The organism is Pseudomonas sp. CCI1.1, from assembly GCF_034348165.1.
GTDB classification, from domain to species: domain Bacteria; phylum Pseudomonadota; class Gammaproteobacteria; order Pseudomonadales; family Pseudomonadaceae; genus Aquipseudomonas; species Aquipseudomonas paracarnis.
In genome coordinates this window covers 21,554-41,200 of sequence record NZ_CP133780.1, presented here as the reverse complement: position 1 = coordinate 41,200, position 19,647 = coordinate 21,554, and the positions used below count along the sequence as shown (strand labels likewise).

The window sequence follows — 19,647 nt, the reverse complement described above, 5'->3', positions numbered from 1 at the left end:
CTGTCAGGGCCTCATCGCGGGCAAGCCCGGCTCCCACATTTGATCGAGTTTGCATGTCGAACATCAATCAAATGTGGGAGCTGGCTTGCCTGCGAGGAGGGCAACTCGGTCTTATTGACTCAACCCAAATGCACAACCCAACCTGCCCCGACTGGGCCGAAGCCCTGCTCAACGGCTTCAGCCAAATCTTCCTGCAGCGCCACCCGCTGTGCGGCCTGCTGTGCCTGCTGGCGATCCTGATCGGCGCCCCGGCGTTGCTCGGCGGTGCCTTGCTGGGAGGTGTCGCGGGGTTGCTCACGGCCCAGCGCCGGGGGTATCCCAAGGCCGAGCGCCAGGCCGGGCTGTATAGCTACAACGGCGTATTGCTGGGCCTGTTGATCAGCCTGCACTTTGCCTGGTCGGCGCTGGTGCCGCCGCTGATCCTGGCGTGCGGCGGCTTGAGTGCCATCCTCACCCGGCACTGGTTGAAACACGCGACCCAACCCCTGGATTTGCCAGCGTACACCGCGCCCTTTGTTGGGCTGGGCTGGTTGCTGCTCGGCCAGGTCCCGCAGAACACCCTTGCGCTGAGCGAGCCCGACACTGTCGCTATACTGGCCGCGCCCTTCACCGGCCTTGGGCAAATCATGCTGCTGGACCAGCCCCTGGCGGGGGTGCTGATCGCCTTGGGCTTGCTGCTGGCCGACCGTCGCGCCGTCGCGTGGGCCTTGGGCGGCGCCACTCTCGGCATGCTGGCCGGCCTGTGGTTGAACGACGCCACTGGCGCTCTGCTCGGCCTGCACAGCTATAACCCCGCGCTGGCCGCCCTGGCTCTGTGCTCGTCGCGTCGCCAGCCTTGGTTGCCACTGCTGGGTATCGGCCTGGCCATCCTGCTCACCCCAGGCTTCGCCGCCCTGCACCTGCCCGCGCTGACCGCGCCGTTTATCCTCGCGTGCTGGCTGGTGCGCGCCGGTCAGCGAATGCTGCACAAGCCTCACATGGACAGCCCGTACGAATCGCCCTAGGCTTGCTCGATATTCGTTTCAGGCAGGGTTTATGGACAGCGACAACGACTGGCGCCAGCGCCTCTACATCATGGTGTTCCAAAGCGACACCGTCGCCGGGCGGCGCTTTGACGGCATCCTGCTGCTGATCATCCTCGCCAGCCTGGTGATCGTGATGCTCGACAGCATCGACACAATTCACCAGAACTACGCCGACGTGCTGGCCTATATCGAGTGGGGTTTCACGCTGATCTTCGCCATCGAGTACGGCCTGCGCCTGTATTGCTCGCCCAAGCCGCTGCGCTATGCCTTCAGCTTTTATGGCTTGGTGGACCTGCTCGCCATCGTCCCCGGCATCCTCGCGCTGTACTACAGCGACGCCCAGTATCTGCTGATCATCCGCATCATCCGCATGCTGCGCATCTTCCGCGTGCTCAAGCTCAGCCCGTATCTCAAGCAGGCCAACTACCTGATGGCGGCGCTGCGCGGCAGCAAGCAGAAGATCGTGGTGTTCCTGGTCAGCGTGTGCACCCTGGTGACGGTGTTCGGCACCTTGATGTACGTGATCGAAGGCCCGGAACATGGCTTTACCAGTATTCCCAAGGGCATCTACTGGGCGATCGTCACCCTGACCACCGTGGGCTTCGGCGATATCGTGCCCAAGACGCCCCTGGGCCAGGTTATTTCATCGCTGGTGATGATCACCGGTTACTCGATCATCGCCGTGCCGACGGGTATTTTTACCGCTGAACTGGCCAGTGCCATGCGCGGCGAACAGCTGCATACCGACTGCCCAGTGTGCAAGAAGGACAGCCATGAACCCAACGCCGCGTTTTGTGCGCGCTGTGGCAGCAATCTGTTTCGCAAACTGGAATAAGCAAAGTTCTTTTTAATCTTTAAAGCTCTATGAAGGCCCGGCTATAGTCGCTGGCAAATTGCCTCCCTCTTCTCGAACAACAAGGAATGAGCAGTGAAAAAAATCCTCAGCGCCTCCCTACTGGCCGCCGGCATGGCCCTGGCGGGCTCCGCCCAGGCAGCGACCACCCTGCTCAACGTCTCCTACGACGTGATGCGCGATTTCTACAAGGACTACAACGCCGCCTTCCAGAAGCATTGGGCAGCCGAGCACCCGGACGACAAGCTGACGTTGCAGATGTCCTTCGGCGGCTCCAGCAAACAGGCGCGCTCGGTGATCGACGGCCTGCCCGCCGACGTGATCACCATGAACATGGCCACCGACATCAATGCCCTGGTCGACAACGGCAAGCTGGTGCCGGACAACTGGGTGACACGCCTGCCGAATAACAGTGCGCCATTCACCTCAGCCACAGTCTTTATCGTGCGCAAAGGCAACCCCAAGGCGTTGAAAGACTGGCCCGACCTGCTCAAGGATGGCGTGCAAGTGATCGTGCCCAACCCGAAGACCTCGGGCAACGGCCGCTACACCTACCTGTCGGCCTGGGGCTACGTGTTGAAGAACGGCGGCGATGAAGACAAGGCCAAGACCTTCGTTGGAAAGTTATTCAAGCAAGCGCCCGTGCTGGACACCGGTGGCCGCGCCGCCACCACCACCTTCATGACCAACCAGATTGGCGACGTGTTGGTGACCTTTGAAAACGAAGCGGAAATGATCGCCCGTGAGTTTGGCCGTGATCAGTTCGAAGTGGTCTACCCAAGCGTCTCCGCCGAAGCCGAACCGCCGGTGTCGGTGGTGGATAAAGTGGTCGAGAAAAAAGGCACTCGTGCGGTGGCTGAGGACTACCTCAAGTATCTGTGGTCGCCCGAAGGCCAGGAAATTGCGGCCAACAATTACCTGCGCCCACGGGACCCTAAGGTGCTGGCCAAGTACACCGACCGGTTCCCCAAGGTGGACTTCCTGTCGGTGGAGAAGACCTTCGGCGACTGGCGCACAGTGCAAAAGACCCATTTCAATGATGGCGGGGTGTTTGACCAGATCTACTCTGGCCAATAATCCATCTGACTGAATCAACTCGGTCAAACCTGTGGGAGCTGGCTTGCCTGCGAAAGCGATCTATCAGTCATATTTCTGGTGACTGGTGCACCGCCATCGCAGGCAAGCCAGCTCCCACTTTTTTGCGTAGGGCAGATGTGTCTGAATGTATCATCAGCCGGCATAAGTGATATCACCACAAGCAGCCTACTCACTTGCGAGCCTTGTCTTTACTCTCTCACGCCATCGTCCTTCGCCTTTATGAGTACACCATGAACGCAACCTCTCACGCTGCAGGCACCATGACCCGGGGCATGGTCATGCTGTTCGCGTTTTGCTGCGGCGCCATTGTCGCCAACATCTACTACGCGCAACCGATCATCGAGCTGATTGCCCCGGACATTGGCCTGACGCCGGCAATGGCCAGCCTGATCGTTTCCCTCACGCAAATCGGCTATGCCCTGGGCCTGTTTTTCCTGGTGCCTCTGGGCGACCTGCTGGAAAACCGCAAGCTGATGATCGCCACCACCGTCGTGGCGATCGCCAGCCTGCTGGGTGCGGCGTTTATCGAACAGCCGAACCTGTTCCTGCTGGTGTCGCTGCTGATCGGTTTCAGTTCCGTCTCGGTGCAGATCCTGATTCCGCTGGCCGCACACCTGGCGCCGGCCGAGTCCCGTGGGCGGGTGGTCGGCAGCATCATGGGCGGCCTGCTGCTGGGCATCCTGCTGGCACGGCCGGTGTCGAGCGTGGTGGCCGATCACTTCGGCTGGCGTGCGATGTTCATGGCGGCCGCCGCACTGATGGCGTTCATCAGCGTGGTGCTGATGCTGACAATCCCCAAGCGCCAACCCGATCACAGTGCCAGCTATGGCCAGTTGCTGCGCTCCCTGGGCACCCTGTTGCGTGAACAACCGCTGTTGCGCCAGCGGGCGTTCTACCAGGGTTGCATGTTCGCCGCCTTCAGCCTGTTCTGGACTGCCGTACCACTGGAACTGGCGCGTAACCACGGCCTGAGCCAAAGCGAGATCGCACTGTTTGCCCTGGTCGGTGCACTTGGCGCCATCGCCGCGCCCATGGCCGGTCGCCTGGCCGACGCAGGCCATACCCACCGCGCCTCGTTGCTGGCGATGCTGTTTGGCGCGCTGAGTTTCCTGCCGGCGTTGGTACACCCGCTTTACAGCGTGATCGGCCTGGCAGTCACCGGTGTGGTTCTGGACTTCTGCGTGCAGATGAATATGGTCCTCGGCCAGCGCGCCATCTACGCCCTCGATGCCAACAGCCGCAGCCGCCTGAACGCGCTGTACATGACCAGCATTTTTATCGGCGGTGCGTTCGGTTCAGCGATTGCCAGCAGCGTGTATGAACATGGCGGCTGGTTGGCCGTCATGCTGGTGGGCAGTGCATTTGCGCTGGTTGCGTTGTTGCGTTTCATGAGCGTTGCACGTAAAGCCGCGTTGGCCACCGTCCAAGCATCCTGACGAGCCCGTGCGCCACTTCAAAACGCACAAAAGGGCGGGACTTAATCAACACGTGAGTAAGTCCCGCCCCCGCCTTGCTTCCAGCAGTGGCGCCCGTCAAAGGCGCGCGATCAAGGCATTAGAGATAACTGCCCTCTTTGATGTTGAGCCCGATGACATCTTCTGGACTGATCATTCGGGTGCTTTTGATCAGGAAGTCGGTCTTGCCATCGCCATCCAGGTCGACCGCCAGCAAGTAACGTCCCGTTTGCGGATTAAACTTGATGATGGTGTCGCCTGCCGCCCCCGTATAGTTCTCGACGAAGTTCAACGCTACCTTGCCGTCGAGCACCATTTGCGACAGGTCGATCTTGTCCTGCCCCGTGTTGAAGTCCAACAACAAGTCGGCATTGGCACGGGTTGAATCGCTAAAGGCGTTGAACTTGAAGGTGTTCCAACCGCCGCCGCCCACCAACGTATCGGCCCCCGCGCCACCGGTGAGCACATTATCCGCACTGTTACCGATGATGCGATCGTTACCATGGCCCCCCACAGCATTTTCGATCACCGTCTTCTCGCCGATCCTGACGTTTTCCTTCATCCCCCCCACGCTGGAAAACGAACCACCGCGCAAGTTGATGATTTGATCCTGCTTGAAGCCAGAGAAATCAAAGGTATCGTTCCCACGCTCATCCCATACGTTGAAGTCTGGCTTATCAGCCGCGGACGTCAGGGTCGTTTCCGCCTTGCCAGTATTCGAGTTGAATCCATAGGTGGTGTCATCGGTTCTGGTGTCACGGGGTTGCTTGGGTTTATCAACGACTGGCAGGGTGTCGACGTTGAGCTTGGGCTTATCAACGACTGGCAGGGTGTCGACGTTGGGCTTGGGCTTATCAACGACTGACATGGTGTCGATGTTGGGCTTGGGCTTATCAACGACTGGCAGGGTGTCGATGTTGGGCTTGGGCTTATCAACGACTGGCAGGGTGCCGACGTTGGGCTTGGCCTTATCAACGACTGGCAGGGTGCCGACGTTGGGCTTGGCCTTATCAACGACTGACATGGTGTCGATGTTGGGCTTGGGCTTATCAACGACTGGCAGGGTGCCGACGTTGGGCTTGGCCTTATCAACGACTGGCAGGGTGCCGACGTTGGGCTTGGGCTTATCAACGACTGGCAGGGTGTCGACGTTGGGCTTGGACTTATCAACGACTGGCAGGGTGCCGACGTTGGGCTTGGGCTTATCAACGACTGGCAGGGTGCCGACGTTGGGCTTGGGCTTATCAACGACTGGCATGGTGTCGACGCTGGGTTTGGGCTTATCAACGACTGGCAGGGTGTCGACGCTGGGTTTGGGCTTACCACCGACTGGCGTGGTGTCGATGTTGGGCTTGGGCCTATCACTTACTGGCGTGGTGTAGCCACTTGGCCGAGGCTGATCGGCTATCGGCTTGGTACCGCCGTTTGGCCGGGGCTGATCGGCTGCCGGCTTGGTAACGCCGTTTGGCTGAGACTGATCTGTTGCCCCCTTGGTACCGCCGTTTGGCTGGGGCTGATCGGCTGCCGGCTTGGTACCGCCGTTTGGCCGGGGCTCAGGAGTGGGTTTGGTATTTTCCTCTGCCATCGGATAGCAACGGGCCGTCACCACGTTGCCGGAATGGATGTCTCCAAGTCGAAGCAGCCCCGAGTTTAGACTCAATCCATACATTCGCTGCTGATGAGTGCGTGCCCCTATCAGCGGAGCAGAAAGATTAAGCAATTGAGAGTTTGTTGAGGCTTGTTTGTCGGCTGCTAAGTTCGCGTCGCGATGAAGGAAACTGGCAGCCTCACTTTCAGCTGGATTGCCAGAACGTAGCACCTGAGACGGCTGAGGGGCCGCGTTCGGTGTGGGCACATAATAATTTGCAGCGGGTGTATTTGCATTGATCATAATCACGTTTCTCAGTTAGTTAAAAACAACAACACAACACTTCACACGTAAGTCACCGGTGAATTCCTAGACATCCAACTTCATTAATAGCCATTCAAATCTTTAAGTCGATCAACCTCCCCTTCCGAGCCGCTACGGCCAGTCCGTGCATAACCGCCCACCCATTCAACCATTCACAACCCAAGAAAATTAATTACCCGACAAACCAATCTTTATATAAGTATCACAGCACCCGCTTTACTGACGAACATCAAGCCATTGCTGATTGTTTGCACTTATACACTGCGTAATACATGATTTGATTTTGCAACAGACTCGATTTAAATCGAGCAATCAGCGCGACTTTTTTACTTATAAAAGCAGCACGCTACTTGAACGTATTCAGCGTGCGGCTGCCGGTGAATGGCGCCCGTTCCAAGACCGCGCTGAATACGCCGACTGATCGTTTCGACTGGCAGCTCTCGGCTCGCAAGGATCCGGTTGCGGATCACAGGGATCTGGACGAGGCGTCGGCTCGCGGGTCACCGGCCATGGCCGGGGCTCACGCGGGTTCGGGCGCGGCATGGGCTCACACGGGGCCGGACGTGGTGTCGGCTCGCGGGGCTCAGGCCGTGGCCTGGGGTCACGCGGGGACGGGCGCGGCATGGGCTCACACGGGTCTGGACGTGGTGTCGGCTCGCGGGTCTCCGGGCGTGGCCGGGGGTCACGCGGCTTCGGGCGCGGCGTTGGCTCACACGGGTCTGGACGTGGTGTCGGCTCGCGGGTCTCCGGGCGTGGCCGGGGGTCACGCGGCTTCGGGCGTGGCGTTGGCTCCCACGGGTCTGGACGTGGCGTCGGTTCGCGGGTCTCCGGGCGTGGCCAAGGGTCACGCGGGTGCGGGCGTGGCGTGGGCTTCCACGGGGCTGGACGTGGCGTCGGCTCGCGGGTCTCCGGGCGTGGCCGAGGGTCACGCGGCTTCGGGCGTGGCGTTGGCTCCCACGGGTCTGGACGTGGCGTCGGCTCGCGGGTCTCAGGCCGTGGCCTGGGTTCACGCGGGGACGGGCGCGGCTTTGGCTCACACAGGTCTGGACGTGGCGTCGGCTCACAAGGCTCTGGCCGTGGCTTCGGCTCACAGCGGTCCGGACTTGGCTTCGGCTCACAAGGGTCTGGCTGTGGCTTCGGCTCACAGCGGTCCGGACTTGGCTTCGGCTCACAAGGGTCTGGCTGTGGCTTCGGCTCACAGCGGTCTGGACTTGGCTTCGGCTCACAAGGGTCTGGCTGTGGCTTCGGCTCACAGCGGTCTGGACTTGGCTTCGGCTCACAAGGGTCTGGCTGTGGCTTCGGCTCACAGCGGTCTGGACTTGGCTTCGGCTCACAAGGGTCTGGCTGTGGCTTCGGCTCACAGCGGTCTGGACTTGGCTTCGGCTCACAAGGGTCTGGCTGTGGCTTCGGCTCACAGCGGTCTGGACTTGGCCTGGGCTCCTCAGGCTTTGGCTCCTTCGGTTTGGGCTCAGGCTTGGTTTTGGGCTCGTCGAATTGAGGCCGCGGCGCAGGCTTGGGGTCTTTCGGTTCAGGGTTTGGCGTAGGGGTATCGCCGTGTGCCACGACATCACCCGCGTTTATCCGGCCGATGCTTTTTACGAACAGGTCAGCCTTGCCGTTGCCCGTCAGGTCCAGGGCCAGACTTCCCTCATTACTGCCCTCGCTGTAACTCATCACAGCCTGGCCGGGTTGACCCGTTAAGCGATCAACGAATTTAAGCGCACTGAGATTGGCCCTTTTCAAAGCCCCGGAGACGTCAATTTTGTCTGCACCACTTTCAAAATCCAGAATTACATCGGGGTTATCCGGCGTGGAATCATTGGCATGGTCATAGACAAAAGTGTCTGCCCCCCTCCCCTGACAACCGGTCTGCTCCACCGCCCCCTTTGAGACGATTGGCGACCTGGTTACCTATGAGAGCGTCATCTCCCTTGCCGCCCACCGCGTTTTCCAGTGTGACGCCCTTGGCTATGGAGACATTACCCTTCAACGCACCGACATCCGAAAAAGACTCGGCATTGAGATTGATTTTCTGAGGCTGTGAATACCCAGAGAAATCCAACGTGTCTTTCCCACCACCATCCCACACACAAAAAACAGGGTTGTCATTTGGCGACTTCAAACTAAGCGCTTCACGGTTCGTATTGGAATTAAACCCATAGGTTGTATCGGTATTGCGCGTATTGGTATTCGGCCCATACAGTTTCTGGACAGCCGAGATGTCATCCATCATCGGCGCAGAAGGGTTCAACAATTTGAAGTCGTGGCCTGGCTGGTTTTTTTCTGAATAGTAACTCATCACCGAACGCGCTCGAGTATCCCCTGCATAGACTGCGTCACGCCCATAGTTACCAAAACCATCATAACGCCCCGGGTGTTCCAGGCCGATTGAATGACCTATTTCATGGATAAGCACTCCGCGAAAATAATGACCCAGTGGAGGGTTCGCCCCCGCATTCGCCGTTCCAATATTTACGAAGGTTCGAGTCATGAACTTATCAGGCAGTGAGGCCACTCCCCCCGGTGTTCCGGGCATTTCACTGATATCAACATGACCGTCTGAATGTTGCGGTTTTTCAGTAAATGTAACGTTAGCGACATCCTGCCAGGATTGCAGTGCCTGCCTGACCTGCTCTGCCTGCTGCGGGGTAAAGCCCTTGGAGACGCGAACGGACAAGGTAATTTTGCCGTCACCATTATTATCATGAACCTTGAAACCGTTGCGGGTGATGTGTTTTCCCGCCTGTTCCGTAGTAAACACCGGCTTTTTACTATTGCGTGTATAGGCCCCGGCAGCGCTTTCTGGGCTGATACTGCTATTAAGAGCTGGTTCCTTGGGTATAACAATATTAGGTGTGGATGGTCCTGGCACTCTCATAAACCAACGTCCTCATAAAAATCAGACTCGAGGCTGTAACATCAGCACGTTCGAGATACCGATTCCCGCCCACCAAGAGCAGCAGTAGTTATCGGCACAGCGTTAAATTCGCACACTCCCTTGCCGTACACCAGCGGTGAAATAATTCAACTCGACACACTCTAAAATTTAAAAACACTTTAATCTTATACTTGAAAACTTCCGAAACCCCAGAACAGATAGCACTTTAACCGCAAACATGATAACTCTTTGTTTTGCATGAACATTAAACCTCACAAACACACTTTACATAATTTTTATTGCAAAGCGTTATTCACAATCAGACAACACCCCAATCGCCCAAAAACCTATACCCGACTGGCAACTTTTAACCCGTCCTACACAACAACCCAATGCACAGACGAATAGCAGAGTTCGTATTGAAAGAAAAAACCTGCAGTGCTCATACAACGGCTTTAGTCTGGCCGAGGACGGTCATTGAATGTACTGCAACAACCGATCCGGCTGACGCTCCAAAACTGAAACATGAAAAACGCACTGCAATACGGCCAGTGTGTGCCTCAACGGGAGTGTTCGACGGTTGAGCAGAGCCTTGCAGGCGCCCTATGAAGCGACGAAGCAGAACGATCACCGAGCGCTGATAGCTCGCTGCAAAGGACACGGCTGAAGGGAGAAAACGTACGGCAGGCAGGCTTGAACGCGGTGATGCGCGCGTCCAAGCCTGGACAGAGGTAACCGGGAGAGCGGCGCTACGGCACAAAGGTGCAAGCGCAATCGTTGGGTTGCAGGGGCTGGCATTCCCAGGCAATCACCGTCAGGAAAAGCTGCAAGCTCAAGGCGGTGAAAGGTACGCGTGTTGTTGGTCAGACGCTGCGATGGCATGCTCTGGGCTGATCAAGGGACTAGCCAATAGCCACCGGACTCACCGGAATATCGACCGCACCTTATTTACAAACCCCTTGAACGATGAAAAAACTTTCTGGATAAACCTTCTCCCCGGCCGGGGCGCCGGGCCGGGGCTTGGCCTCGGCTCTGGCTGTGGGTCAGGGTCAGGCTTGGGATCAGGCTTGGAGTCAGTCGGCTCCGAAATGGGACTGGGAACGGGTTCCGACACAGGGACAACAGTGGGCCCAGGCGTCGGTGTGACAGTCGGCGCCTCACCGTTCCAGATCACATCCGTCTGCTTGATCTGGCTTTGGCTGGCGATCATCAGATCCGCCGTGCCGTTCCCCGTTGTATCCACAGCCAACGTGGAACGGCCAGTCTTCGAGTCATGACCGAGCACGGCATCTCCCACTTTTGTGCCGAATTTATCAACGAAATTCAACGACTTGAACCCTGCCTCCTGGAGAACGCCGGTGAGGTCGATCTTGTCGAGCCCGCTTTGGAAGTCCTGAATAACGTCTGGGTTCTGCGGTGTCGAATCGCCGATGCGGTGATACACAAACGTGTCTGCCCCTGCACCGCCGTGCAACTTATCGGCACCCTTGCCGCCCGTAAGGCGATTGTTGCCCTCGTTTCCCGTCAAGGTATCGTTGCCGGCACCGCCGATGGCATTTTCGACAATGACGCCCTTGGCAATCGATACGTTCCCGCGCAAGCCTCCCACGTCCGAAAACGCCTCAGCCTTGAGGTTGATGGTTTGGTTCTGGGTAAACCCGGAGAAATCGAGCGTATCGTTACCGCCGCCATCCCAGACGGTAAAAATCGGCTTGTCACTCCCCTGCTTGAGGCTGTAGACCTCGCGACCGGCATTGGAATTGAAGCCATAGGTAGTGTCGGTATTGCGGGTCTTCGTATTGGCGCCATAGAGCCGCTGTGCTGCCGCGACATCGTCCATCATCGGTGCCGCCGGGCTGCGGCCGGCAAACTTGTGCCCCGGTTGATGGGTCTCGGCCCAATAGCTCATGACACTGCGTGCCTTGGTGTCCTGTGCATATTCGGCACTGCGCTCGTAGTTGAAGCCCTGGCCATTGTATTCACCTGGATGACTGAGCCCCAGGGTATGCCCCAGTTCATGGATCAACAAACCCAGAAAGTGGCTGCCCATGGTCGGGTTCTGCCCACCCGAAGTGCCTATATTGGCCTGGACTTTTGCATGCTGACCGAACGGAAAGGTTGCCCAGCCTCCCGATCCGCCAGTCCCCTTGATAGTGATCTTGCCATCGGTGTTTGAGCCATTTTCAACAAATTCGATATTGGCGATATCCGCCCAGTATTGAAGGGCTTGCCTGGCTCGCTCTTTCTGCGCCGCATTGAACCCCCCGGAAAAGTTAAACCCCACCACAACTTTTCCATCTCTATTACTGTCCTTAAACTTCGCATTACTGCGCGTAATATGTTTCGCCGCCTGGTCCGTGGTGAAAGATTTTTTATTATTGGCCCAACGAATAACTTGCTTCTCATCAGGTGAAAAATTGGAGTTCAATGTCTCAGGGGGATGCGACTGGAAAGACTGTCTAACTGGGATATGCATGGCACTTTACTACTCTGAACAGTGAAATGAATCGTCCATGTACAGGAGTTATCGATGCCGACTGTTCCGTAGTCAGCCCGATAAAGCTCCCATATTGAAAACGCCTTCACCATCGCTAATTCTTTGCAAGAAAACCCTATAAACACGACCGCAAAAAATCCGCACACAGTTTATTCAGCGCAGCACAGCCGCCCCTTATCAATCACGCTAAAACCCTGATACTACAGACGTAAAAACGCGCAAAGCGTTAATTTAATCGGGTCGACAGTTAAACTTCAAACATTCAGCAACCCACTCAAACACATCAGAAAGAAATAAGCTCAGTGCCAGGGTTTTATCTGAGACCTGGCCTCATCAAGCACTACATGACGGGGTTGTCCTAACCTACCGGGACTTGGGTCAGGCTCATACGCAATGCCGGTGGTCCAGGCAGCACAGCAAGCGTTCAACGGTGTGCGCCAATGGGCCGGAATTATCCAACACGAACAAACCCGCGCCGTGACCTGCGATCAATTCGGCAGTGAACCGCGCATTGCGCGCCAGGCGTTGCTCGATATCCGCCAACGACTCCCGCCCACGCGCAATCAGACGTTGGCGCAACACCGCTTGGTCCACCGTCAGCAGCAATACCAGCAAGGTCGGATAACGCTCGCGGGTCTGCGCCAGGTGGGCACGGGAGCCGTTGACCAAAACATCGTCGCCGGCGGCCAGCCAATCGTCGATGTCCTTGGAGATGCCGTAGGACAAGCCATTAGCCTGCCAGCTCAAGGCAAATGCACCCTCGGCCTCCATCGCCGCAAACTGCTCGGGGCTCACGCCTTGCGCCGCTTCGCCCACCGCCTCCGCTGACCGTGTGATTACCCGCCGCACCAGGCGACACCCACGCTCGACCAGGCGTGGGCGCGCGGCGTCCAGCAGGCTGTCCTTGCCCGACCCCGATGGCCCGATGAGATAGATCAACCTGCCCGCCATCAAAACACCCTCTTCGCTTGTCTCCAGACCTGTACCGGCGCCCCGGTGTCAGCATTCGGCGCGTCAAGCCATCGTCAGGGCTGGAAAGTATTTCCAGCCAACCTGCCCTTGCAGGCCGGCGGCGGCCACATTACCCGAGTGTGACCCACCGCGCACCACGCTCGGCACGTGCACCAGGCTTTCCGGACTTATTGGAGTGAGTATGTAAATTTGTAACAACGATACAACATGAAACAAATGCTCAATGGTCGCCCCTACTCACAATCTATAGAAAGCTCAGCACGTTCCTACATGGGAATGTTTTTCATCCTACAGCTGACAGTTTAAACAAGAATCTAGAACATAGCGTTCGACGTAATTGTAGTAGGCGCGTGCCGTTCAGGGAGTGTGCATGTGCCGAATGAATTGATGGCCCTGTGTCAGGCATTGCCCCATGCAGCCATTCTCGGCTTCGGCATGGCCTTGGCCCAATCTTCGGTAGACCTGGACATCGTGGCGGAGGTCATGCCGCCGCCCATGCTGGCAGGATTGCTCATTTCCATGGGTAGCCTGGGGGATCGCAAAGGCCATCGCAAACTCCTGCTGATCGGCTCACTGGGGTTTACCCTGGTGTCGGTGATGACCGCTTATTCCAGCACCGCCACGCAGCTGGTCGTGGGACGCGCATGCATGGGGGTTTTCGGGGCGATGTTGATGCCGTCAACGCTGGCGCTGATTCGCTCAGTGTTCGAGGACCGGGAAGAGCGTCGCCTGGCCGTGGCGATCTGGGCAACCACCTTGACCGTCGGTTCTGCGCTTGGGCCGTTGGTCGGCGGCATATTGCTGGAGTTCTTCAGTTGGGGGTCGATTTTTCTCCTGGCCGTACCGGTGCTGGTGCCTCTGTTGATCCTCGGCCTCTGGCTGCTGCCTGAGTCCGAGCCGGACGCGTCGGGGCCGATGGATGTCATCAGCATTGCGCTCTCGATGGTCGCCCTCAGTGCGCTGGTGTACAGCATCAAGCATGTCGCCAGTGAAGGGCCGGACGCCTGGGCACTGGCGGTATTGGCCGTTGCAATCGTGAGCGGCTGGCAATTCGTACGCCGTCAGTTGCGCCTCCCTACCCCCTTGATGGACCTGAGCCTGTTTCACAACAAGACGTTCAGCGGCTCGGTGACCATTAACCTGATGAGCCTGGCCTTCCTGATCGGCTTCGTGTTCTTTGCCACTCAGTTGCTGCAAATCGTCCTGGGCATGTCGCCCTTGAACGCCAGCCTGGCGCTGATACCGGGCCAACTCATGGCAATTGTGGTGGGGATCCTGATCGTCCCGGTCGCCCAGCGCGTCTCGGTCAATGTCCTGATTCCCATCTTGCTGGCCTTCACCGCCGGCGCGTTTTTGCTGGTGGCCAGCCTCGGTAGCAGTTTGACGGTGATCGTGGTTGCGTTTGCCTTGTTGAACATTGGCGTCGGCGCCATTGCTACCGTCTCTAACGACGTGATCCTGTCGGCCGCCCCAGCCAACAAAGCCGGCGCCGCGTCAGCCATCAGCGAGACGGCCTATGAAGTCGGCGTAGTACTCGGCACCACCGTGCTCGGTGGCCTGGTGACGGCGTACTACCGTGGCACGCTGCACCTACCGGACTTCTTGAGCGCTATGCAAATGCAACTGGCAAGCGAAACCTTGGCAGGCGCCACGCAATCTCGGCCACCCTGGCGCACGACCAGGCCAGTGAAGTCATGGGCAACGCTATACAGGCATTTGTAGGAGGGACTCAACTGATGGTCTGGGCCACCTTCAGCTTGGCGGTGCTGGCCATTGTCATCGCCAGGCGCACATTGAAAGGCCAGGAGACTGCGCCGGTGTGAAGTGGGTGCGGGCGGACGAACCAAGTACATCTTGAGTGCGGGGGTAACCCGACAGGACGCCGGGTTAGATCCAACATCCCGATCGACTGTCAGGCCGCCTTCGCGAGCAAGCCCGCTCCCACACTTGGATTGCGGGGCGTCAGGTAGATAGGTATCGGCTGGCAGGCCGTCATGGCAGGCAAGCCAGCTCCCACAATTGGTCAGGTGTCGGCTGTCAGGCAAGCTGCCGCCCAACTATAGGGCGATGCGAGGGAGCTTGCTCCCGTGACGGCTTGACAGCCGACGCTGGGCCAACTGAAGCGCTGCGATCCAAATGTGGGAGCTGGCTTGCCTGCGAAGGCGGCTTGGCAGCCGACCAATATGTTGGATCCAGACCGAGTACATATCCGTTATTGAGGTAACAGCCACTTAGGGTTCCGCCCAACGGCGGCTACAATCTACAAAGTTGTGTAGATACCTATAGTCATCGCAGGCAAGCCCGCTCCCACAGTGGAGAGCATTTCAAATCGGAAATAAAAAAGGCGACCTGAACACGGTCGCCTTTTGTCATTGCGCGTACTGCTTGCTCAGCCCCGGCGGCACGCCCTGCACGTTGGTTTCTTCCCATGGCCCGTTGGGGCTGATGGACCGGCTCCAGCCGTTGCTCCAGCGGTAGTAGGTGCGCTGGCGGTAGAAGGTGTCAGGCTGGTCATCCAGCACGTACACCTGCATCTTGCCGTCCCAGTGGCTGGCGGCGCCCGGCGGTGGGGCGAAGGTCGGGGATTTGCTTGGCAGAGGCTTGGGCGGCGGCGTCACCGGGCCAGATGGTTTGGTGCTCGGCTGGGTCGAGGGGCCAGACGGTGGAATAGTCGGGCCGGTCGGCGCCGCAGGTGGGCGGTGGACCGCACAGGCGCTCAGGCCCAGTACCAGGCTGAGCAGGGTGATGCGTGCAAATGCGGTCATGGGTGTGTCCTCAGAATTACTGGTCCGGAGTGTCGATGGTCAATTGCTGCAGCGCATTGGTGCTGCTGGCCAACGGTTGGCTGCGGCCGATCCATTCGCCAGCGGTCGGTTGGCCGGCCCGGGATATGCGCGCAACCAGTTGGACTTCGGGGAAGTTGGACAGTTTCAACTGCGGCATCATCGCGTCGGCATCGCCCAGTTCGACGGTGACCGGCAATGCGTCGACGGTTACACGCTTGGCCGCCAAGGGCGCCGGGGGGCCGTTTACGGCGCGGGCGAAGATGAACACGCTGTCGCCTGGCAGGGCCTTGGCTTTCACCTCGGCAGATACGTCCACCCGCACGGTCAGCAGCGCCTTGGGCGCCTGAGCCAGGCTGCCACCGCTCTCCTTGAGCTTCTCTGCTGCGCGGTCAATTCCGCCTTGCAAGGCGACACGGGAATTGTCCTCTGGCGGCAGTTGCGCGAGCAGGCGGTTCCAGTAGTCGATGGCTTCCTGATAACGCTGGCCCTCAAAGGCAGCGATACCCAACAGGCCAAGGCTGGTGACTTCCTTGGGGTCGAGCTTCAAGGCTTCGTCGGTCAGCGCCTGAACCTGAGGCGACCATTGTTTGTTGTCGGCAAAGTACTGCGCCTGGGCCCATTGGCCGAGCAGTTCCGGTTGGCGCCCGGCCAACGCAACCGTACGTTCAAAGACTTTGGCGGCATCGGCGGCACGGTCCTGGGCCATATAGGCGCGCCCAAGGAAGTACAAACCTTCTGCCGAATCCGGTTGCGCGGCGGCGGCGCGTTCCAGGCGGCGGGTCATGTCGGCCATGGACACCGGCGGTTGGGAAAACTCACGGGTCAGTTCAACCTTGTCGCTCGCCCCATAATGCAGGTACAGCGCCACGCCCAGCACAGGCACCAGAAACGCCGCCAAAAACGGCAGCGGTTTGCCTAACCGCGATTCGCGGGGCTTTTCCACACCTTCGGTGTCGGCCAGCAACTCGCGGGCCGCTTCGGCGCGGCCGGTGTCGAGTTGCGCGGTATTCAACACACCTTCGTCCTGCTGCGCTTGCAGCTCGGCGACGCGTTCCTGGTACAGCGCCACGTTCAACGCGGTGCGATCCTCTTCACGCTGGGCACGACGGCCACGCAACACAGGGATCAACAGGAAACTCAGGGCAATCAGTAGCAGCAAACCGGCTGCGAGCCAGAAATCAATCATCAGTCTTGGTGTCCAGCAATTGGTCGAGGCGTTTACGCTCTTCAGGGGACAGCGCATCGGCGCCATCAATCGGTGCGACACGGCGCCGACGCACGATCACAGCCATCACCACCACGCCGGCCAGCAGCAGCCCGGCCGGGCCAAACCACAGCAGCGCGGTCTTGCCGGTGAGTGCCGGTTTGTAGCGTACGAAATCACCGTAGCGGTCGACCATGAAGTCGATGATCTGCTGGTCGTCCTTGCCCTCCCCCAGCATGCGGAAAATCTCTCTGCGCAGGTCGGTGGCGATCGGGGCGTTGGAGTCGGCGATGTCCTGGTTCTGGCATTTGGGGCAGCGCAGTTCCTTGGTCAGGTCGCGGAAACGCTCGCGCTCGGCGTCGTTGGCAAATTCGTAGGTGTCGATGGCGGCGTGGGCCACGCCGGCCAGGCCCAGGGTTAAAACGGCAGCGGTCAACCAACGCTTCATGGCTTGGCCTCATCGACCAGGGCCTGGTACTTGGCGGCCAGTTGCTCGCGCCACACCGTTTCGTCGATCACGCCGACGAACTTGTCACGAATCACACCCTTGGCATCGATGAAGAAGGTTTCCGGCGCGCCGTACACGCCCAGGTTCAACCCCAGGTTGCCGTCTTCGTCGCGGATATCCAGCTGGTACGGGTTATGAAATTCCGCCAACCACTTCACGGCCGCCGCATTGTCGTCCTTGTAGTTGATGCCGTAGATCACCACGCCCTTCTCGGCCAGCTTGTTCAGCACCGGGTGTTCGACGCGGCAAGAGATGCACCAGGTGGCCCACACGTTGACCAGCGCCGGCTTGCCCTGCAAATCTGCCTGGGTCAGGGTCTTGTCACCCTGCACCGTTGGCAGGTTGAAGGCGGGGAACGGCTTGCCGATCATCGCCGAAGGCAGCTCGGCCGGGTCCAGGTACAACCCGCGATACAGGAACACCGCCACCAGCAGGAACATCGCCAGCGGCACAACCATCAACCAACGCTTCATACCGCAGCTCCCGAAAGGCCAAGCGCTTCACGCACCCGGCTCTTGACCTTGACCCGATAGCGCCGGTCCAGCGCTGCGAGCAACCCGCCGAACCCGGTGAGCAACCCGCCGAACCAGATCCAGCGCACGAACGGTTTGACATGCACGCGCACGGCCCAGGCGCCATCGCCCAGAGGTTCACCGAGGGCCACATACAGGTCACGGGTGAAACCTGCGTCAATGCCAGCCTCGGTCATCATCGAACTTTGCACGGTGTACAGGCGTTTCTCCGGGTGCAGCACGGCGATTTCCTTACCATTGCGCACCACGCGCACCGTGCCTTTGTCGGAGGTGAAGTTCGGCCCTTCAAAGTGCTTGGCACCTTCGAAGATGAAGTGGTAACCGGCCAGGTCCATGGACTCGCCCGGCGCCAGGCGCAGGTCGCGCTCGGCGCTGTTCTGGCTGGACAGCACCACCCCAAGGGCGCACACCGCAATACCAATGTGGGCGATCTGCATGCCCCAATAGCTGCGGGTCAGAGTGGGCAGGCCTTTGATCAGGCCTTTGTGGCGCGTCTTGTCGACGATGTCCCGCGCCCCCGCCAGCAACACCCAGGCCGCCAGCAGGAAGGTGGCGAGTACCGCCCAATTGAAGTCGCCGTAGGCAAACCCGGCGATCACCGCCAGGGCCACGCTGCCGAGCAGCACCGGCATCAGCATGCCCGCCAGCCATTTCACCGGGGTGTCTTTCCAGCGCACCAGCACGCCGACCGCCATCACTACCATCAACAGGCCCATCAACGGGATGAACAACGCATTGAAGTACGGCGGCCCCACGGACAGCTTGGCGCCGCTCAAGGCATCCAGTACCAGCGGGTAGAGGGTGCCGAGCAGGATCATCGATGCAGCCACCACCAGTACCAGGTTATTGCCCAGCAACAGGGTCTCCCGCGACCACAGGTTGAAACCGACGTGGCTCTTGACCACCGGAGCACGCAGGGCGAACAGGGTCAGGGAACCGCCGACCACAAACAGCAGGAAGATCAGGATGAACACGCCGCGCTCAGGGTCTGAGGCAAACGCATGCACCGAGGTCAGCACGCCCGAGCGCACCAGGAAAGTGCCGAGCAGGCTGAGGGAAAACGCCGCGATGGCGAGCAATACCGTCCAGCTCTTGAACACGCCACGCTTTTCGGTGACGGCCAGGGAGTGAATCAGCGCGGTACCCACCAGCCACGGCATGAAGGAGGCGTTTTCCACCGGGTCCCAGAACCACCAGCCGCCCCAGCCAAGTTCGTAATAGGCCCACCACGAGCCCAGGGTGATACCGATACCGAGGAAGGCCCAGGCGACGATGGTCCATGGCCGTGACCAGCGCGCCCAGGCGGCGTCGAGACGCCCGCCGAGCAAGGCGGCGATGGCGAACGCGAAGGCCACAGAAAAGCCCACATAGCCCATGTAGAGCATCGGCGGGTGCACGATCAGGCCGATATCCTGCAGCAACGGGTTGAGGTCGTGACCGTCCACCGGGATCTGCGGCAGGATGCGGGTGAACGGGTTGGAGGTCATGATCAAAAACAGCAGGAAGCCGATGCTGATCATGCCCATCACCGCCAGCACCCGCGCCAGCATCACTTGCGGCAATTGGCGCGAGAACACCGATACAGCGAAGGTCCAGCCGCCGAGGATCAAGGCCCACAACAGCAATGAACCTTCGTGGGCGCCCCACACGGCGCTGAACTTGTAGTACCAGGGCAAAGCGCTGTTGGAATTGTTGGCGACGTAGGCGACGGAAAAATCGTCGGTCATGAAGGCGTAGGTCAGGCAACCAAAGGCGAACAGCAAGAAGGCAAACTGGCCCCAGGCGGCAGGCTGCGCCAGGCTCATCCACAGGCGGTCGCCGCGCCAGGCACCGAGCAAGGGCACCACGGCCTGGACCACGGCAAAGCACAGCGCGAGGATCATCGCCAACTGGCCCAGCTCCGGAATAAACAGTGCGGACGTCATGG

General features: G+C 59.3%; 15 protein-coding genes and 1 pseudogene. 5 read left to right on the top strand and 11 right to left on the bottom strand.

Annotation, left to right across the window (positions count from 1 at the left end; translation table 11 throughout):
• Nucleotides 1-128: 128 nt before the first annotated feature.
• The 4 genes from RHM69_RS00205 to RHM69_RS00190 all read left to right on the top strand — a co-directional run bounded on the left by RHM69_RS00205 (nt 129) and on the right by RHM69_RS00190 (nt 4,412).
• Nucleotides 129-1,004: an urea transporter gene (locus RHM69_RS00205; RefSeq protein ID WP_019820387.1), complete on the top strand. Its 876-nt coding sequence runs from the start codon at nt 129-131 to the stop codon at nt 1,002-1,004.
• 31 nt (nt 1,005-1,035) lie between these two features.
• Nucleotides 1,036-1,860: an ion transporter gene (locus RHM69_RS00200; protein ID WP_102667018.1), complete on the top strand. Its 825-nt coding sequence runs from the start codon at nt 1,036-1,038 to the stop codon at nt 1,858-1,860.
• A 93-nt stretch (nt 1,861-1,953) separates the two neighbouring features.
• The gene (locus tag RHM69_RS00195) at nt 1,954-2,955 is read left to right on the top strand and encodes a sulfate ABC transporter substrate-binding protein (protein WP_102667017.1); all 1,002 of its coding nucleotides are present in this window, start codon (nt 1,954-1,956) and stop codon (nt 2,953-2,955) included.
• A gap of 251 nt (nt 2,956-3,206) precedes the next feature.
• A complete protein-coding gene (locus tag RHM69_RS00190; protein ID WP_014717711.1) occupies nt 3,207-4,412 on the top strand; it encodes an MFS transporter in 1,206 nt (401 codons plus the stop codon).
• Nucleotides 4,413-4,530: 118 nt separating this feature from the next.
• Here RHM69_RS00190 and RHM69_RS00185 read toward each other — a convergent pair whose 3' ends face one another.
• The 6 genes and pseudogenes from RHM69_RS00185 to RHM69_RS30950 form a co-directional block, all read right to left on the bottom strand.
• Nucleotides 4,531-6,321, bottom strand: coding sequence for a M10 family metallopeptidase C-terminal domain-containing protein (locus RHM69_RS00185; protein WP_233098571.1), 1,791 nt, complete (start codon nt 6,319-6,321; stop codon nt 4,531-4,533).
• Between the two features lie 381 nt (nt 6,322-6,702).
• The gene (locus RHM69_RS00180) at nt 6,703-8,220 is read right to left on the bottom strand and encodes a M10 family metallopeptidase C-terminal domain-containing protein (protein ID WP_322255454.1); all 1,518 of its coding nucleotides are present in this window, start codon (nt 8,218-8,220) and stop codon (nt 6,703-6,705) included.
• Entirely contained in the window at nt 8,171-9,220 is a 1,050-nt protein-coding gene (locus RHM69_RS00175; protein ID WP_322255452.1) for a M10 family metallopeptidase C-terminal domain-containing protein, read from the bottom strand. The genes RHM69_RS00180 and RHM69_RS00175 overlap by 50 nt, the downstream gene beginning before the upstream one ends.
• 922 nt (nt 9,221-10,142) lie before the next feature.
• Entirely contained in the window at nt 10,143-11,696 is a 1,554-nt protein-coding gene (locus RHM69_RS00170) for a M57 family metalloprotease (RefSeq protein ID WP_322255450.1), read from the bottom strand.
• 405 nt (nt 11,697-12,101) lie between these two features.
• Nucleotides 12,102-12,668, bottom strand: coding sequence for a phosphonate metabolism protein/1,5-bisphosphokinase (PRPP-forming) PhnN (phnN, locus tag RHM69_RS00165; protein WP_014717708.1), 567 nt, complete (start codon nt 12,666-12,668; stop codon nt 12,102-12,104).
• 79 nt (nt 12,669-12,747) lie between these two features.
• Nucleotides 12,748-12,845 (bottom strand): annotated as a pseudogene (locus RHM69_RS30950) (hypothetical protein); the annotation flags it as partial.
• 216 nt (nt 12,846-13,061) lie between these two features.
• Between RHM69_RS30950 and RHM69_RS00160 the strand changes: the two are divergent.
• Nucleotides 13,062-14,411, top strand: coding sequence for an MFS transporter (locus RHM69_RS00160; RefSeq protein WP_102666505.1), 1,350 nt, complete (start codon nt 13,062-13,064; stop codon nt 14,409-14,411).
• 647 nt (nt 14,412-15,058) lie between these two features.
• Here the strand turns inward: RHM69_RS00160 and RHM69_RS00155 are convergent.
• Genes RHM69_RS00155 through RHM69_RS00135 form a run of 5 tightly spaced genes read right to left on the bottom strand, consistent with a single transcriptional unit; the run spans nt 15,059 to nt 19,645 of the window.
• Nucleotides 15,059-15,454, bottom strand: coding sequence for a hypothetical protein (locus tag RHM69_RS00155; protein WP_005786516.1), 396 nt, complete (start codon nt 15,452-15,454; stop codon nt 15,059-15,061).
• A 16-nt stretch (nt 15,455-15,470) separates the two neighbouring features.
• On the bottom strand, nt 15,471-16,661 hold the full coding sequence (gene ccmI, locus RHM69_RS00150; protein ID WP_014717707.1) for a c-type cytochrome biogenesis protein CcmI: 1,191 nt from the start codon (nt 16,659-16,661) through the stop codon (nt 15,471-15,473).
• The gene (locus tag RHM69_RS00145; RefSeq protein ID WP_014717706.1) at nt 16,654-17,127 is read right to left on the bottom strand and encodes a cytochrome c-type biogenesis protein; all 474 of its coding nucleotides are present in this window, start codon (nt 17,125-17,127) and stop codon (nt 16,654-16,656) included. The genes ccmI and RHM69_RS00145 overlap by 8 nt, the downstream gene beginning before the upstream one ends.
• On the bottom strand, nt 17,124-17,660 hold the full coding sequence (locus tag RHM69_RS00140) for a DsbE family thiol:disulfide interchange protein (protein ID WP_014717705.1): 537 nt from the start codon (nt 17,658-17,660) through the stop codon (nt 17,124-17,126). Before RHM69_RS00140 ends, RHM69_RS00145 begins: the two co-directional genes overlap by 4 nt.
• On the bottom strand, nt 17,657-19,645 hold the full coding sequence (locus tag RHM69_RS00135) for a heme lyase CcmF/NrfE family subunit (RefSeq protein ID WP_014717704.1): 1,989 nt from the start codon (nt 19,643-19,645) through the stop codon (nt 17,657-17,659). The genes RHM69_RS00140 and RHM69_RS00135 overlap by 4 nt, the downstream gene beginning before the upstream one ends.
• Nucleotides 19,646-19,647 lie beyond the last annotated feature (2 nt).